Origin of the sequence: Arthrobacter sp. 4R501 (genome assembly GCF_002929755.1) — a bacterium.
Lineage (GTDB): Bacteria > Actinomycetota > Actinomycetes > Actinomycetales > Micrococcaceae > Arthrobacter.
The window spans coordinates 147100-162628 of sequence record NZ_PJIW01000010.1; the positions used below are offsets into that span (position 1 = coordinate 147100).

Annotated in this window: 14 protein-coding genes; 8 read left to right on the plus strand and 6 right to left on the minus strand. The window is 67.3% G+C overall.

Going from position 1 to position 15529, the window contains the following annotated elements:
- Positions 1-43 precede the first annotated feature (43 nt).
- On the plus strand, positions 44-430 hold the full coding sequence (locus CXR02_RS12010; RefSeq protein ID WP_104062195.1) for a chorismate mutase: 387 nt from the start codon (positions 44-46) through the stop codon (positions 428-430).
- Entirely contained in the window at positions 421-1431 is a 1011-nt protein-coding gene (locus CXR02_RS12015; RefSeq protein WP_104062196.1) for a hypothetical protein, read from the plus strand. The genes CXR02_RS12010 and CXR02_RS12015 overlap by 10 nt, the downstream gene beginning before the upstream one ends.
- A gap of 37 nt (positions 1432-1468) precedes the next feature.
- Here the strand turns inward: CXR02_RS12015 and CXR02_RS12020 are convergent, their stop codons facing one another.
- Genes CXR02_RS12020 through CXR02_RS12045 form a run of 6 tightly spaced genes read right to left on the minus strand, consistent with a single transcriptional unit; the run spans position 1469 to position 7783 of the window.
- Positions 1469-2182 (minus strand): DUF4166 domain-containing protein, encoded by a 714-nt coding sequence (locus CXR02_RS12020; RefSeq protein WP_104062230.1) that lies wholly within the window; start codon positions 2180-2182, stop codon positions 1469-1471.
- Positions 2183-2223: 41 nt separating this feature from the next.
- Complete coding sequence (locus tag CXR02_RS12025) at positions 2224-3516, minus strand: DUF58 domain-containing protein (RefSeq protein ID WP_104062197.1); 1293 nt, start codon at positions 3514-3516, stop codon at positions 2224-2226.
- Positions 3517-3527: 11 nt separating this feature from the next.
- The gene (locus CXR02_RS12030; RefSeq protein WP_104062198.1) at positions 3528-4529 is read right to left on the minus strand and encodes a MoxR family ATPase; all 1002 of its coding nucleotides are present in this window, start codon (positions 4527-4529) and stop codon (positions 3528-3530) included.
- A complete protein-coding gene (locus CXR02_RS12035; protein ID WP_104062231.1) occupies positions 4526-5779 on the minus strand; it encodes a DUF4350 domain-containing protein in 1254 nt (417 codons plus the stop codon). Before CXR02_RS12035 ends, CXR02_RS12030 begins: the two co-directional genes overlap by 4 nt.
- 14 nt (positions 5780-5793) lie before the next feature.
- Positions 5794-6450, minus strand: coding sequence for a DUF4129 domain-containing protein (locus tag CXR02_RS12040; RefSeq protein WP_104062199.1), 657 nt, complete (start codon positions 6448-6450; stop codon positions 5794-5796).
- Positions 6440-7783 (minus strand): hypothetical protein, encoded by a 1344-nt coding sequence (locus tag CXR02_RS12045; protein WP_258060921.1) that lies wholly within the window; start codon positions 7781-7783, stop codon positions 6440-6442. Before CXR02_RS12045 ends, CXR02_RS12040 begins: the two co-directional genes overlap by 11 nt.
- A gap of 154 nt (positions 7784-7937) precedes the next feature.
- On the opposite strand from CXR02_RS12045, the gene mtrA reads away from it, so the two are divergent.
- The 6 genes from mtrA (at position 7938) to CXR02_RS12080 (ending at position 15496) form a co-directional block, all read left to right on the plus strand.
- Positions 7938-8612 (plus strand): MtrAB system response regulator MtrA, encoded by a 675-nt coding sequence (mtrA, locus tag CXR02_RS12055; RefSeq protein ID WP_056343773.1) that lies wholly within the window; start codon positions 7938-7940, stop codon positions 8610-8612.
- Between the two features lie 91 nt (positions 8613-8703).
- Complete coding sequence (gene mtrB, locus CXR02_RS12060) at positions 8704-10509, plus strand: MtrAB system histidine kinase MtrB (RefSeq protein WP_258060927.1); 1806 nt, start codon at positions 8704-8706, stop codon at positions 10507-10509.
- Positions 10506-12224: an LpqB family beta-propeller domain-containing protein gene (locus CXR02_RS12065; RefSeq protein ID WP_219816418.1), complete on the plus strand. Its 1719-nt coding sequence runs from the start codon at positions 10506-10508 to the stop codon at positions 12222-12224. Before mtrB ends, CXR02_RS12065 begins: the two co-directional genes overlap by 4 nt.
- Before the next feature lie 152 nt (positions 12225-12376).
- Complete coding sequence (locus CXR02_RS12070) at positions 12377-13255, plus strand: ComF family protein (RefSeq protein ID WP_258060922.1); 879 nt, start codon at positions 12377-12379, stop codon at positions 13253-13255.
- Positions 13256-13466: 211 nt separating this feature from the next.
- Positions 13467-14192, plus strand: a complete 726-nt coding sequence (raiA, locus tag CXR02_RS12075) for a ribosome-associated translation inhibitor RaiA (protein ID WP_104062203.1) — start codon at positions 13467-13469, stop codon at positions 14190-14192.
- A 32-nt stretch (positions 14193-14224) separates the two neighbouring features.
- The gene (locus tag CXR02_RS12080) at positions 14225-15496 is read left to right on the plus strand and encodes a winged helix-turn-helix domain-containing protein (RefSeq protein WP_104062204.1); all 1272 of its coding nucleotides are present in this window, start codon (positions 14225-14227) and stop codon (positions 15494-15496) included.
- Positions 15497-15529 lie beyond the last annotated feature (33 nt).

The following is a 15529-nucleotide window of genomic DNA, read 5'->3' on the forward strand; positions in this document are numbered from 1 at the left end:
TTAACACCGGAAGGTTTTCCGCGGCTGCCCATAGACTTGGACCATGACGCAGCAAAACCACGATGTTCCCGACACCGACACCTACGATGCCGCCGCGAGTTCGCTGGCAGGCCAGGTGGACAACTCGGTGATGGCGGAACTGCTGTCCATTCGCTCCAGCATCGACAACATCGATGCGACGCTGGTGTACCTCCTGGCCGAACGGTTCAAGGCCACCCAGAAAGTCGGCTTCCTCAAGGCCGCGCACCGGCTCCCGGCCGGCGATCCGAGCCGGGAATCGGCCCAGATCGCTCGACTCCGGCGGCTGGCAGAGGATGCACACCTCGATCCCGCGTTTGCGGAGAAGTTCCTGAATTTCATCATCGGCGAGGTCATCCGCCATCATGAAGCCATCGCCGAGGACCACCAGGCCGCTGCAGAGTGGAAGTAACAGCCACCGGGCTTGGGCCCTGGCCGGGAGAGGACCCCGTGGAGGCTGCCCGCATTATCCGCGGCGAGCTCGGCAGCCCGCACCTGCCGTTCCTGGCAGAACTTCCGGACCGCGGCGTCGGCTCGGACGCCCTGGGGCGGACGGCCGCACTCCTGGTTGAAATGGCCGTGGATGTCCAGCCGTACGGCTGGCGGCTGGTGGACCGTCCCGGCAAGGATTTCCGCCGGGCCGCGTCGGCACTGTCCACCGACATCAACGTCCTGGCTGACGTTGCCGGTGCCGAGGACACCCGCGCCCCCGAACTCAAGGTCCAGCTGCTGGGACCGCTGAGTCTTGCCGCGGGGCTGCACCTGCACAACGGCGAACGGGCGCTGATCGATTACGGCGCACGCCGGGACATTGCCGACTCGCTGGCCGCAGGGGTTGGCGGCTACCTGTCCCGGATTTCCAGCGCGGTTCCGGGCGCGCGGCTGGTGGTCCAGGTCGACGAGCCTGATATCGCCGCCGTACTGGCCGGCACTATTCCGACGTCGAGCGGTTACCGCACGCTGCGGGCGGTGGGTGGCCAGGAGGTCACCGAGACCTGGCAGGTGGTGGTCGAGGCGCTGCGCGCCGCGGGTGCCGCCGAAATCGTTGTCTCCGTGCCTGAAATTGAGGCCCCCATCGACCGGATCATTGCCGCCGGCGCCGACGGCGTGGCCGTACCGCTGAGGGCCCTGACCACACGGCAGTGGGAGCAGTTGGCCACGGCAGTGGAGGCAGGCAAGCGGATCTGGGCCGGCGCCCTGGACGTTAGCCGTGGCACGCTGCCCAGGGTGGCCGACGTCGTGGAGTCCGTCTGGCGGCCATGGCACGAGCTGGGGCTGCCGGCGTCGTCCCTGGGCAGTATCCGGGTCACCCCCGCGGCGGGACTTGCCGGCCACACGCCGGTCACCGCCACAGCGGTGCTGGGCCGGCTCACCCAGGTTGCCGACGGCCTGAACCAGCGCGCACACGGCTGAGTGGACCCATCGCTGGGCGGACCTAAGGGCAAGACTTCTACGTCCGGTTTTCCCAACGGTCCGGCTGGGCGTAGCGGGGCAGGAAACTCTGCGCCGAACTGCCGCCGATGTAGGGACGCAGGCGGTAGTCAAAGCCGCCCGCATAGACCAGGACCAGACCGATCTGCGGCTGGATGACCTTGACCTGGATCCGATGCTGTCCGTGCTCGCCTGCGGCGCCGTCCCACCACTGCTCGGCGTAAGCCCTGGCATCCACCGTGGCCGGCAGCGGCAGGCGGAGGGGGCCCAGGAACAGCCGCGACGCTTCGGAAACGCCGCGCAGCCTACCCTCCTCCGTCACGCTGAGCTTGAGGTCGGTCACCATGCGCCGGAAACGGCCCAGGTAGTCCACCAGCCGCGGGCCGCCGTCGGAATCCACGAGGCTGGTGGTGTCCTGGAATATCCGCACGTGCCCGGGAAAACGGATTTCCCGCCGGGCAGTGAGGCTGGAGCGGCCGAACGGATCCTGGTGGGCATGGTTTTCAATCCGGAAGGGGATGCCTTCCCCGTAATCCGGGAAAAACGCCTCCTCCCCGGAGGTCAGCTTGAGCAGCGGCCGCAGCCACGCCTGCCGGCAGCCCACAACGTCGAACACACCCTCGCCGACGCCGTAGTGCCCCGAGCCGGGAGCCAGGGAAAAGTACTCCTGCAGCTCAGGCTGCAGCCGGTGGAAGTCCTCGCCCAGGGCCTGCCGGTAGATAGGGACGTTCATGGTGACCTCCTGGCCGGTAACGTCAGCGGCGCTGCCGTAATTCACAATCTACCGGCCGCCTTGAGCCGGATGTACATGTCGGCAAGCTGCGGCGGCAGTTGGTGTGGCTCCGCATCCACCACTTCCACCCCGTGGTGCCGGAGTTCGGCGCTGACCGCCGCCCGTTCCAGCAGTACGCGTTCGGCCGCTGCCGCCCGGAACACGCCGGCGGCGTTCTCACGCTCCCGCAGCATCCGCCCCAGCATGGGATCACGGACGGCGGCCACCACCACAACGTGCGCCTGCGCGAGCTGCGCGGCCACGGGAATGAGACCTTCCTCCGGTGCCCCGCCGTCCAACGAGGTCAGCAGCACCACCAGGGACCGGTGGGCGGAGACCGCCCGGATCTGGCCGGGGAGGCTGGACCAGTCAAGCTCAATCAGTTCCGCCTCGAGGGGCGCCATCGCTTGCACCAGCTGCCCCAGGAGGTTTCCGGTGGTGGCGGAACCGGCCCTTGCCCGCGGACGTCGGTCGTAGGCCAGGAAGTCCACCCGGTCACCGCCACGCTCGGCCAGGACCGCCAGCAGGAGCGCAGCTTCGATGCCGGTATCCAGTCTTGGTTCGTCCTCGATCCTCGCCGCTGACGTGCGGGACGTATCCAGCATGATCACCACGCGCCGGTCGCGTTCAGGGCGCCAGGTGCGGACGACGACGGCGGACCGGCGGGCGGTTGCGCGCCAGTCGATGGACCGGACGTCGTCCCCGCGGACGTAGTCACGCAGCGAGTCGAATTCGGTGCCGGCACCCCGGATCTGCACGGCGGCCTTGCCGTCGAGTTCGCGGAGTTTCCGGAGCTTCGAGGGGAGGTGCCTGCGGGAATGGAACGGCGGCAGGACCCGCAGGAGGCCGGTGCAGTCTAACGTGCGTTGGCGTGCCGCGAGCCGCAGGGGTCCATGGGAGCGCACAGTGACGTGCCGGACGCCCACGTCGCCACGGCGGACCGGCTGTAACCGGACGGTCATCCGGTGGCTTTCCAGGGCGGGGATGTCCAGGTCCTGGACCGGATTCACAGCCCCGGCGGATGGCTGCCACGCGTCTCGAACAGTGGCGCGCAAGCGTCGCCGGCCACTGTTGCGCAGCGTGAGGACCGAAGCGGCCGTGCCGTGCAGCGTCACGTTGCCGGGCTCGGCGCGCGTGACGATGATAGCCCGCGCGGAAGCGGCGAGGCCAAGGTCCAGGCCCAGGAGAGCAGCGAGTGCCACGACCACGCCCAGGACCGTTCCCCCGCCAGGAAACAGCAGCACCGGCACCAGGCCCAGCAGTGCCAGCACGACGAACCGTCCGGAGAGTGCCATGTTCAAGCGAATCAGCGGGGGACCGGGACGGACGCCAGGATGCTGCCCAGGACATCGTCCACGCGGACCCCGTCCATCTGGGCATCGGGCTGCAGGGCCACCCGGTGGCGCAGGCACGGCAGCGCCAGTGCCTTGACATCGTCCGGGGTGACGAAGCTGCGGCCCGACAGCCAGGCCCAGGCGCGGGCCGTATTAAGCAGTGCAGTCGCACCGCGGGGCGAGACGCCCAGCTGGAACGACGGCGCCTGCCGGGTGGCGCGCACCAGGTCCACGATGTAGCCGATGATTTCCCGTTCGACGGCAACGGTGGCCACGGCCTGCCGCGCCCGTTCGAGGTCCTCGGCGCCGGCCACCGCCCGGACACCGGCGGCAGCAAGATCCCGGGGATTGAAGCCGGCCGCGTGCCGCCGGATCACTTCCACCTCGTCAGTCCGGCTGGGCAGCGGCATGGTGAGCTTGAGCAGGAACCGGTCCAGCTGGGCTTCGGGCAGGGGATAGGTTCCCTCATATTCCACGGGGTTCTGGGTTGCCGCCACCAGGAAGTTCGCCGGCAGCGGCCTGGACACCCCATCCACCGAGACCTGCCGCTCTTCCATGGCCTCCAACAGGGAAGCCTGCGTCTTCGGGGGCGTCCGGTTGATTTCGTCGGCCAGCAGGATGTTGGTGAAGACCGGCCCCTCGCGGAAACTGAATTCCGAGGTGTGCGAGTCATAGACCAGGGAACCGGTGATGTCGCCGGGCATCAGGTCAGGGGTGAACTGTACGCGTTTGGTGTCAAGGCTCAGCGCGGCGGAAAGGGCGCGGACCAGGAGTGTCTTGGCCACACCGGGCACGCCCTCGAGGAGAACGTGCCCCTGGGAAAGCAGCGCGATAAGGAGTCCCGTGACGGTGGCGTCCTGGCCCACCACGGCTTTGGCAACCTCGTGGCGGACATCCAGGAGCGCCTGCCGGGCGGGATCCAGCGTCCGAGGGGAGGAATCCATGATCTGCGGGGCGCCGTACGGTTCGTTCATCGGGTCCTGACCTCGTTCTCTAGTTTGTCCAGTTCCTGTGACCATTGCACCAGCCTGGTTGCGGTACCGGGGCGTTCCTGGATCAGTCCGCTGATATCTATTTCCGGCCGGCCCAGGTGCCGGGCCACTGCCTGCACCACGTCGTCGGCAGTGGCCTGGGATCCGACTCGTAGGGCTTGTGCCAGGCGAACCAGGGTGCCGGCCCGAAGGTTGTCCCGTGCCCGGTCCAGTGCGTGGGAATCCTGATAAAGGCGTGCGCGGCCTTCTGCGGTCTCCACGGCCTTGACCACCACGGGGAGTGGTTCAAACACGAGCGGGCCGAGGCGGCGCCCGCGCCACACAATGGCCAGCACGGCCACAAAGACCAGCCAGGGCCCCAGGAATGCCACCCAGTCAGGGGCGAGGTCATCAAGTGTCTGCGTTGACTCCGCAGCGGCCGCGTCGCCCAGTCCGGGCAGGTACCAGACAACGACCTCTGAGCCGCCCAGCGTCCGCAGGGCCAGTGCGGCATGGCCGTGGCCGGCAAGCCCGCCGTTGTTGAGGAGGGCGGTGCTGCCCAGGACGGTCAGGCCTCCGTCATCCGTGCGGGCAAGCAGCCCGGCGGTGCTTCCGGGCGGGCTGAAGCACACCGTGCCGCCGTCGTACAGGAATCCGCCGGTTCCGGAGACAGCACCTGCCGCCGCGGGATCGGTGAGATCGCAGCCCGGTTCCAGGAGCGCCGTTGACTCAGGCACCACACCGGCCTGGCTGATGCCGGTATCGAGGGCCTTCAGCGTGCCCAGCCGCGGAGTCACCATCACTACACGTCCCGCACGTGCGGTCAGCTCGTCCAGCCGGGATTGGTCCAGGAATCCGCTCCGGTCGTACAGGAGGAGGGTGGCACCCGGCCGGCCCGCGAGCGCTGCCGTGGCGGAGTCAAAGGATTCAACATCCTGGACCTCGACACCGTGGCGGCCCAGTATCTCGCTGACTGCCCTGGCGCCGCCCGGCCCGGCGTTATGCACGGATAAGGGCAGGGAATCGCCCTTTGGCGCGAGTTGGGTGGAAATAATCACCGCCAGTCCGACGGCGGCCGCCACGCCGATCGCTGCCCCGCCGCGGTGCCGCCGGAGCCAGGCACGGGCACCGGAAACGGAGCCGGCGCTGGACCCGGACCCGGATCGGAGTGCCGGGGAGGAACCCGGCTGCGCCTCCGCTGCACCCGAGGTCGGAAGCTTGGGCGTCAGAAGATCCGGCGATGGGGTCTGCATCGTGGGACCCTGCGTCATCGCGGAACCGCCGGTTCGTTACGTTCAGCGGGCAGGGCGGCGCTCGCCGGTGTGAGGGACTGCAGGGCAATGTCCAGTTCGCGCACCGCGGCATAGTCAGCCTGGCCTGCGGACTCATTTCCGTAGCGGATCCCGTCGAAAGTTCGCGCGGCTTCCGTCAGGCGGCCGGCCTCTGACGGAAACGGTGTGGCCAGTTCGTGCGCCACCTCGTCCGCGGTCCGGCCCGGCCGCGCGTCGAAAAGTGTTCTGTCCTCGGCTGTGCGCACCAGCGCGCGGAAACAGTCCACGGCGGCGGCACTCCAGTTGCCGGCTGCGGCAGCGGCCGCCGCGCGCCCGCGGTAGGCCTCGGCACTGACTGTTGTGCCGACGTCGAACACGTCTCCGGCACGCTTGGCCTTCGCGTTGAGGCGCGGGCGGGCCAGGACGACCGCGGCGCCGATCAGCACGGCGGTCGCCACACCGATCCACGGCGCCGCCACGGTGGTGTCCGGGCCGGAGCCGCCGTCCAGGGACCGCAGCCAGTCCAGGATGTCCGCCCACACACTGTCCAGCCAGCCGGGGGCCGCGTCACGGTATTCCGGCTTGGCAAGTTCTTCTTCGGCCCAGCGGCGGGCCTCATCGCGGCCAGGCAGGACCGGTGGTTCAGCGGCCATCCGGCCATGCCCCGCCGGGCGCTGCCCCGTAGGGCGGCCGCGGATTTTGGCCGGGTCCCGCCCGGTAGACCGGAACGCCTCGGCCCGGGACGCCGTCGGGATCTGCTCCGGATTCCAGCAGCCGGAGCAGGGCGATATCCAGTCCGTCCCGGCGCATCCTGAGGTCGAGGTAGAGCAGCGCCATCACGGAGGTCTGGAAGGCAAAACCCGCTGCGGCGACCACTGCGGTAACGACCGCGGTGGCAACGCCCGCCACCACGGCCGCCGTCATGGCCTGCTCGGAACCGCCGTGGGGTGAGACCACGCCGGTGTAAAAGCCGGTGAGCAGTGTGACGGGAATCGTGACGACCTGGGCGATGACCCCCACCATGATGCCCACCACCAGCGTGATGCCCAGGAGCCGCCACCAATTGCTGCGTGTCAGTTCCCAGGAGCGCCGGATGCCGGCCATCGCACCGAGTTCCTCCACTACAACGGCGGCAGGGGCCACCATAAGCTTGATATAGACCCATACGTACAGCACAAAGCACACCAGCCCCAGCGGGATGAGGATCAGGGCCCCCACTCCGCCGACGGTGCTGACCAGCAGCACTGCCAGCGCCACAAACAGCAGCGCAACGAGGAGCCCGCCGCCCACCAGCAGGGCCGCAAGGCGGATCAGGGCACCAGCGCGGGACCGCGCCAGGGACCACATCTGCGTGAAGCCGGTGGGGCGGTTGAGGACGGACCTGGCGACCGGAACCACCATGGCGCCCTGAAGCACCGCGGACAGAAAAACGGTGAGCACCGAGACGAGCAGGATCCCGGACGCGAACGTCACCACCAGCGGGACCAGGTCCTGCTCCGTCAGGCCCGCCGCCCAGGCTTCAAGTGACGCCGCGGACGTGGCGGAAAATGAACTGAGAACTGCCGTGAGCACTGCGGCGAGCGTCTGCGCCAGCAGCGCGGCGCCCAGCATGGCTTTGGCGTTGCGCCTGATCGCCTGGAAGGAGCCATCCAGGATCTCGCCGAACATCAGTGGCCGCAGGGGAACGATGCCGGGTTTGGGCGGGGCAACATAACGCGGCTGCTGGTACGGCGGCGGACCGCCGTAGGGATTGTGCGGCGGAGTGCCCCAAGCCGGCGGGCCACCCGGAGGAGCGCCCCACACCGGCTGGCCGCCCCACACGGGTTGGCTGCCCCACACGGGTTGGCTGCCCCACACGGGTTGGCCGCCCCACACGGGTTGGCCGCCCCAGGGCTGCTGTGCCGGGCCGGGCGGCGGGCCCCATGGAGGCTGGTTCCCTGACGGCTGGCCCTTCCCAGCCTCGCCGGCAGGATGCGGCTGCTGCATGTTCGGATCCTGGTGTGGCACCCTGTTCCTTCCCCCGTGCGGGACTGTCCGCGTGTTGCCAGCCTATAGTTCCGGCGTCGGGCGTCATAGCGTGGCGCCATGCCGTAAGGCCGTTCAACAGGACAAACCCTGTTCAATAAGGGAATATATAACTATGAAGGCACGCATTCTGGTAGTTGACGATGACGAAGCGCTGGCCGAAATGATTGGGATTGTTCTGCGCAACGACGGCTTTGAGCCGGTCTTTTGCGCCGATGGCAGCCAGGCGCTGGATATTTTCCGTTCATCGAAGCCTGACCTCGTGCTGCTTGACCTGATGCTGCCCGGCGTGGACGGCATCGAGGTCTGCCGGCAGATCCGCTCCGAATCGGACGTGCCCATCGTCATGCTCACGGCCAAGTCGGATACGTCCGACGTCGTCCGCGGCCTGGAGTCCGGCGCAGACGACTACGTACCCAAGCCGTTCAAACCCGCCGAACTCGTGGCACGCGTGCGTGCCCGCTTGCGGCCCGGCGACCAGAAGGCGCCTGAAACGCTGCGGATCGCTGACATCACCATCGATGTGGCCGGCCACACCGTGAAGCGTGCCGATGAGCGGATTTCCCTCACGCCCCTGGAGTTTGACCTCCTCGTAGCCCTGGCGCGGAAGCCATGGCAGGTGTTCACCCGCGAGCTGCTGCTGGAACAGGTCTGGGGCTACCGCCACGCGGCGGACACCCGGCTGGTCAACGTCCACGTCCAGCGCCTCCGGTCAAAAATTGAACGGGATCCGGAAGCTCCCGAAGTTGTATTGACGGTTCGTGGTGTCGGCTACAAAGCAGGTTCCTGAGCCCTCAGGACCAGAAGCGCACCGCGCCCCGGACCTTCCCGCAGCCAAGGGCCCGGAGCACACGGATGCGCTGCCGTCGGAGCTGGCAACGCTGCCATTCCGGGCACGGATCTGGCGGCGCCGTGGAGTAATCGTGGGGCTACGGGTGGGCCGCCTTGTCCGCCTCGGCGTGACCCGTTTCTTCCCTGCGGTCCGTTCCGCCGGGCGGGCCATGCGTCGACGCTGGCGCCGGTCCCTGCAGTTCCGGACAGTCCTCACCACGCTGCTGCTGGCCGTGACATCCTTTGGCGCCGTGGGCGCCTACCTGTCCAACCAGATCGCCAACAACCTGTTCCAGGAGCGCCTCACCCAGGCCGAATCCGAGACCCGATACTACGTCAAACAGGTCCAGGAGACGTTCGACGGCGCCCAGGTCACCGACCAGTCCAGCGTCATCACCTTGGTCTACGACACTTTGAACGCCGTGGAAGGCCGCGGCTCCGTCATCCAGCGCCGCTACGTTTTCGAAGCCAAGCCCGAACAGACCAAACCCAGGAACCGTTGGGTGGAGTCGCGGGCGTCGGACCAGCTGACCGTCAGCGTCATCCCGTCTGAACTCCGTACGGCGGTCCAGGCATCAGGCAAGGACCAGTACTGGGCCTCCACCGTGATTCCGGTAGGCACCGAGGACAGGCCGGGCATCGCCGTGGGCAACCTGGTGACCTTCAACGGGACCGTGTACGAGCTCTACCTGATCTATGACGTCAACACCGCCCAGCAGACGCTCGACGAAATCCAGGGCGTCCTCCTGGCCGGCGGCGCGGTGCTGGTGCTGATGATCGGGGCCATCGCCTGGTACGTCACCCGCAACGTTGTCAGCCCCGTCAGCCACGCTGCCCTGGTGTCGGAGAAGCTCGCGGCCGGTCAGTTGCAGGAGCGGATGGTGGTCAAAGGCGAAGACGAGGTTGCCCGCCTAGGGGCATCGTTCAACCACATGGCCGCCAGCCTCCAGGAGCAGATCACCCAGCTGGCCATGTTGTCCCAGATGCAGCAGCGGTTTGTCTCCGACGTCTCCCACGAGCTGCGCACGCCCCTGACCACCGTCCGGATGGCCGCGGAAGTGTTGTACGACGCCCGCCACGACTTCGACCCCATCAACAAGCGCTCCGCGGAACTCCTGTACAACCAGGTGGAGCGGTTCCAGTCCCTGCTGGCCGACCTGCTCGAGATCTCCCGCTTCGATGCCGGCGTGGCCATGCTCGACGCCGAGCCCGAGGACATCCTGCAGGTGATCGCCCACGTCATTGACGGGGCAGCGCCCGTCGCGGCCGAATACGGCTCGGAGATCATCCTCCGGGCTCCCGCCGTCGGAATTGTCGCGGAGATGGACGCCAGGAGGATCGACAGGATCCTGCGGAACCTTATCCTGAATGCAGTGGAGCATGGCGAAGGCAGGCCGGTCACCGTGACTGTGGCGGCCAACCAGTCAGCGGTGGGAGTTGCTGTCCGGGATCAGGGGATCGGCATGACCCCGGCCGAGGCGGCCCGTGTCTTTGACCGGTTCTGGCGTGCGGATCCGGCACGGGCCCGCACCACCGGAGGCAGCGGACTGGGCCTGTCCATCGCCATGGAAGACACCAAACTCCATAACGGCTGGCTGCAGGCATGGGGAAACAAGGGTAGAGGAGCCAACTTCCGGCTGACCATTCCGTTGCGCCAGGGCGAGGAGATCGACCGCTCACCTGTGCAGCTTGAGCCGGAGGACATCATCCTCCCCGACGTCCCACATTCGAAAAACGTGCTGGTCCTGGGGCCCGGCCCCACTGGGGCGCCTGATGTCCCCGCTGGCGGCGGGCGTGGCCAGGGCGCCGGGCGCGCCCCTGCCGGGACGGGCGCAACACCGAAGGAATCTTCATGACGGCACGAAAAGTCCGGGCGATGCTGAAGAGGAGCGTTGTGCTGCTCGTCGTTGTCCTGGTCCTGGCCTCCTGCGCTCGCATTCCCACGGCCGGGCCGGTGGGGAAGAGCGCGGAAGGCAGCGCCGGCAACGTCAACGCACCGGTGTTTCTCCCGGCCGCACCCCAGCCCGGCGCTACTCCGGAAAATATCATTGACTACTTCTACCGTGCCGGTACCGGATATGAGGGGGACTACGCGGTGGCCCGCGAATACCTGACGCAGGCAGCGTCAGTATCTTGGAAACCCGACCAGCGCGCGCTGGTGTACCGCGAGGCGAAAGTGGTGGGCACCGGCGTCGACAACGTCTACAACTACCAGCTGGACGTTGCCTACAGCGTGGATGTTGACGGCATCGCCACCCAGATGCCCGAAGGCACCGTCGAAAACATCCCGGCCACGCTCACCCAGGTGGACGGCGAATGGCGGATCTCAGCCATCCCGGACGGAACAGCGATCCCGGAGGAAACCTTCAAGGTCATCTACGGCGCCTACCCCATCTACTTCTACGATCCCAGCTTCACCTATGCTGTCCCTGATGTCCGCTGGTTCATCAAGAACAAGACCGTCAAAGCCATGACCAGTGCCCTGTTGGCCGGCCCCGCGCCGTACCTTCGGGGCGCGGTGGTGAGCGCTTTCCCGTCCGGCATCAAACTTGCCCGCGAATCCGTTCCGGTGGTGTCCGGCGCCGCGCAGGTGGACCTCACCGCCAAGGAACTCACCGAGGCGTCCACGGAGGACCGGCTCCGGATGCAGACGCAGCTTTCGCTCACGTTCCGCAGCCAGCCCGACGTCGTTAATGTGGAGCTGCATGCCAACCAGGACCTGGTCCGCGTCGAAGACAACGGTTCGGTGCTGCCCCCGGTGCGGGACAAAAACGTGCCGGTCCGCGAGATTGCCGTCAGCGGCAATGAGTTGGTTCGCTACGAAAACAACAGGGTATCCCCGCTGCCGGATATGCAGCCAGTTTCATCGCTCGGGCCCCGCTACCCGGCGGAATCCCCGGTGTCCCAGACCGTTGCCTTCCTCAACGAAAGCCGGACGACGCTCTACAGCATGGTGCCGGGACAGCCCGCCCGTGCGCTGACAACGCGCAGCACCATTACGCACCCGTCCTTCAGTATTCATGACTGGGTGTGGGCCGCAGGGCCGGGAGCTACCGGCGGTACGGAGGTAGTGGCCTACCGGCCCATCGGAGTTGCCGAAGGTGCCGCCGTCCCCACCGTTACGCTCACGCCGTCGTGGTTGGCCGGAAGAACCGTCAAGGAGCTGAGGATCTCCCGCGAGGGCGTCCGGGCGCTGGTCATTTCGGAACAAAACGGCAAGACGAAGGTGCAGATTGCCGGGATCATCCGGAACGCCGACGGGACACCCCGGGAACTGACTGCCCCGATCACCCTAGTGGCTTCCGGTGACCCGGACCAGGGCGTCTGGGTGAACGACACAACGGTCGCAGTGATGAAAGCCTCGGCAGGCTCGAACGTCACGCCGGAGCTGCTGTCCCTTACCTCCGGACAACCCCAGCAGTTGGCTCCGTGGCCCGGCCTGGTGTGGCTCAGCGCCGGCAACGGGCTGGAGGAAATCTACGGACAATCGGCCGAGGGCATCTTCCAGCGGCTTGGCAACGGCTGGTCGCCCCAGCTGAAGGGCCCCATTGACCCCTCATTCCCTGGGTAGCTTTCCACATAGCGCGGACCAGAGGTTCCGGGGCCGCGGCCGGCAGACCACCATGGGGTGTGACCGAAGTTCAGCCCGGATGTCCTCCTGCCGGCCACCCGCCTGCTCGCCACCCGCCTGATCGCCAGGCGCCTGCGCGCCGGTCGGGGGGCGTGGGGGGCCGCGCTGGGGGCGGCTCCGGGGGAAGTCCCGCCAGAAATGCGCCAAGCCTGGATCCGGACCTCCTGCCGCCTCCGCTGCAGTCCGCCAAGCATCGCGGCGGCCACCACCGCCGCTGGCTGCGGGCCGCCGACCAGATGGGCGTGGCCGCCGCGGAGCTGCTGGCACTTGCCGTCCCTGTGGACTGCGTCTGCTGCGGTGCGGAGGACTTGGCCCTGTGCGTCATGTGCGAACGCCACGTCCGCCTGTTGACCAGGCACCCGTTCCGGGCAGAGGAGCAGGCGCCGGCCCTGATGAACGTCGACGGCGGCCTGATCCTTCCCGTGGTGGCGGCCGGGGTGTACCGCGAGGAGCTAGCGCAGGCGGTGCTTTCGTTCAAGAGCCATGGCCAGCACCAGCTCACGTCAGTCCTGGCGCGCGGACTAGGGCAGGGTATTGCCGCGTCCGTGGCCGGCGTCGACGGCGTCTGCCTGGTTCCGGTGCCCAGCAGTACGGCCGGCTACATCAAGAGGGGATTCAGCCCGGTCCACCTCCTGCTCGCAGAGTTGCGTCGGGGGACCACCATCCGCGGTACACCGGTGGTGGACGTGATCCGGAAACCCCGGCGCCGCGCCGCACTGGAGCGGCTGCCTGGAGGCCAAAAGGGACTCGGCCGCGGGGCCAGGGCGAGCCGGGTCAAGGGGTCCATGAAGGTCCCGAAACGCCAGCGCGCGCGGGTGGCCGGACGCCGCTGCATCATTGTCGATGACGTCCTCACCACAGGGGCCACACTCGCGGAAGCAGCCCGCGCGCTGCACGTCAGCGGCGCCGTGGTGGTGGGGGCGGTGGTCCTTGCCGCGACACGCCCGCCGGATTCAGCTGGCGGCGAATAGCCCGCCCCGGGAGCTGGCGGAACGCTGCCCGTCTTAGAAAAAAATAAACGAAGAAAGGATGAATAACAGGTGGCTATGAACTAACGTCGGTTGTGGGTACCAAGAACAAGTTGTACCTTTCGATGGCGGCTCGGAAAGGGGCTCGACTGTCAAGCAGATCGGCCCGTGGGATGTGCCGCCGTCGTGTCACCGAAGTCATTTGGAGGGCACCATGGAGTTTATGATTAGCGGACGAAATCTGACGGTCTCAGACCGCTTCCGCGAATACGCCGGTGAGAAGATCTCGAAGATCGAGTCACTTGGCGACAAGGTCCAGCGGGTTGACGCGAAGGTTTCCAAGGAAACGAATGCGCGCCAGACCGGCGACCAGCTCACCGTTGAAGTGACGGTCCTGGGCCGGGGACCCGTAATCCGTGCCGAAGCCAGCGCCGCAGACAAATTCGCTGCGTTCGATCTCGCCTACACCAAGCTGCTTGAACGTCTCCGCCGCGCCAAGGACCGCAAGAAGGTCCACCACGGGCGCCACACCCCCAAGGCAGTACGTGAGGCCACCGCATCACTGGAACCCGCGAGTACCAGTGAGCCCCTTTATGTCGAGGCGAGCCATCGCAGCGAACCCCAGGCAGCACCTGTTGAACGATCGCCCTACGAGGTCGAGAACGACATTCCGGCTGGGGACTCCCCGGTGCTGATCCGGCGCAAAGTTTTCCCTGCGGCCTCCCTCACCCTTGACGATGCTGTGGACAACATGGAGCTCGTGGGCCACGATTTCTACCTGTTTGTGGACAAGGCCACCAACACGCCCTCGGTGGTCTATCGGCGCCGTGGCTGGACGTACGGGGTGATCACCCTGGACCACGAATGCGAACCGGGGGAGACGGCCGTCGAAGAAAAAATCCTCGCCTACCGTTCCGATGACGAGGGTGCAAAAGTCTAGGGTGGTTCACACCCCTCAATGAAAGGACTGATGTGCCAGCGACGCTGAGCCTTAACCAGGCCCGGCGGATCGCCCTGGCAGCTCAGGGACTCGACAAAGGACGGCCCGCCGGCCCCGTGACCTCACGGACGGTGGGCCGTACCTTTGCCCGGATCCAGCTTGTCCAGATCGATTCCGTCAACGTGTTGTCCCGCAGTCACTTTCTGCCCTTCTTTTCAAGGCTCGGCAGCTATGACCGCACCATTCTTCAGCGGATGGCCAGCTCGCCTCCCCGACGCATGATGGAGTACTGGGCGCACGAGGCCAGCTTCATCCGGCCCGAGCACTTCCAGGACCTCCGATTGTGGCAGAAACGCACGTGGGTGGGTGCGTCCGCCCTGGACCCGGAGCTGCGCGACGCGGTGGCCGGAAAGATCCTCGCCGCCCTCGCCGCCGGGCGGCCCATGACGGCGGCGGAACTCACGGTGAACATCGGGCACGTGGAGGACCGGCGGGACGAGAACTGGGGATGGAACTGGAACGCCGTCAAACGCGTGCTTGAAGACCTGTTCGAGGGGGGCACCATTTCCGCGGCGTCCAGAACCGAACAGTTCGAGCGAAAGTACACGCTGACGGCCAGGGTGCTGCCGCGCCGGCTGGCCCTGGAAGCCACCCCGGACCCTGTTGAGGCCATGCATCGGCTCATCGACGCGGCCGCGCAAGCCCATGGCATCGGAACCGTGAAGTGCTTCGCGGACTACTTCCGTACACCGGTCAAGGCGGCTGCCGCCGCTGTGGACCACCTGGTCAGCACAGGGAGGCTGGAGCCGGTGGCTGTCGCAGGCTGGGACCGGAAGGTATTCCTCCATGCCGACGCCACAATGCCGCGGCGGGCGGCAGGGCGCGCCCTGCTCAGTCCCTTTGACTCCCTGGTCTTCGAGCGGCGCCGGCTTGAGGAGCTCTTCGGGTTCCACTTCCGGATCGAGATCTACACGCCCGCGCACCTCCGGCGCTTCGGGTACTACGTCCTGCCCTTTCTCCTGGGTGACACCATCGTGGCGCGAGTGGACCTGAAAGCGGACCGTGCGGCAGGAAATCTGCTGGTCAGGTCCGCCTACGGTGAGCCGGACGCACCGCCAGGGACCGCCGTCGAGCTCGCCGCCGAGCTGGAACTGATGGCCGAATGGCTGGAACTGGAAGACATTGTGGTCAGCCCGATCGGGGACCTGGCAGAGTCCCTCGGCGCCGCCCTGCGTCACCGCGCCGGGTCCGCTCCGCTCTCAGGGAACACCGGCCGCGTGGCCTGTGTCTCTCCCGTAGACTAAAAACGCCAGAATTCGGCAGCATAAGACTGGGAG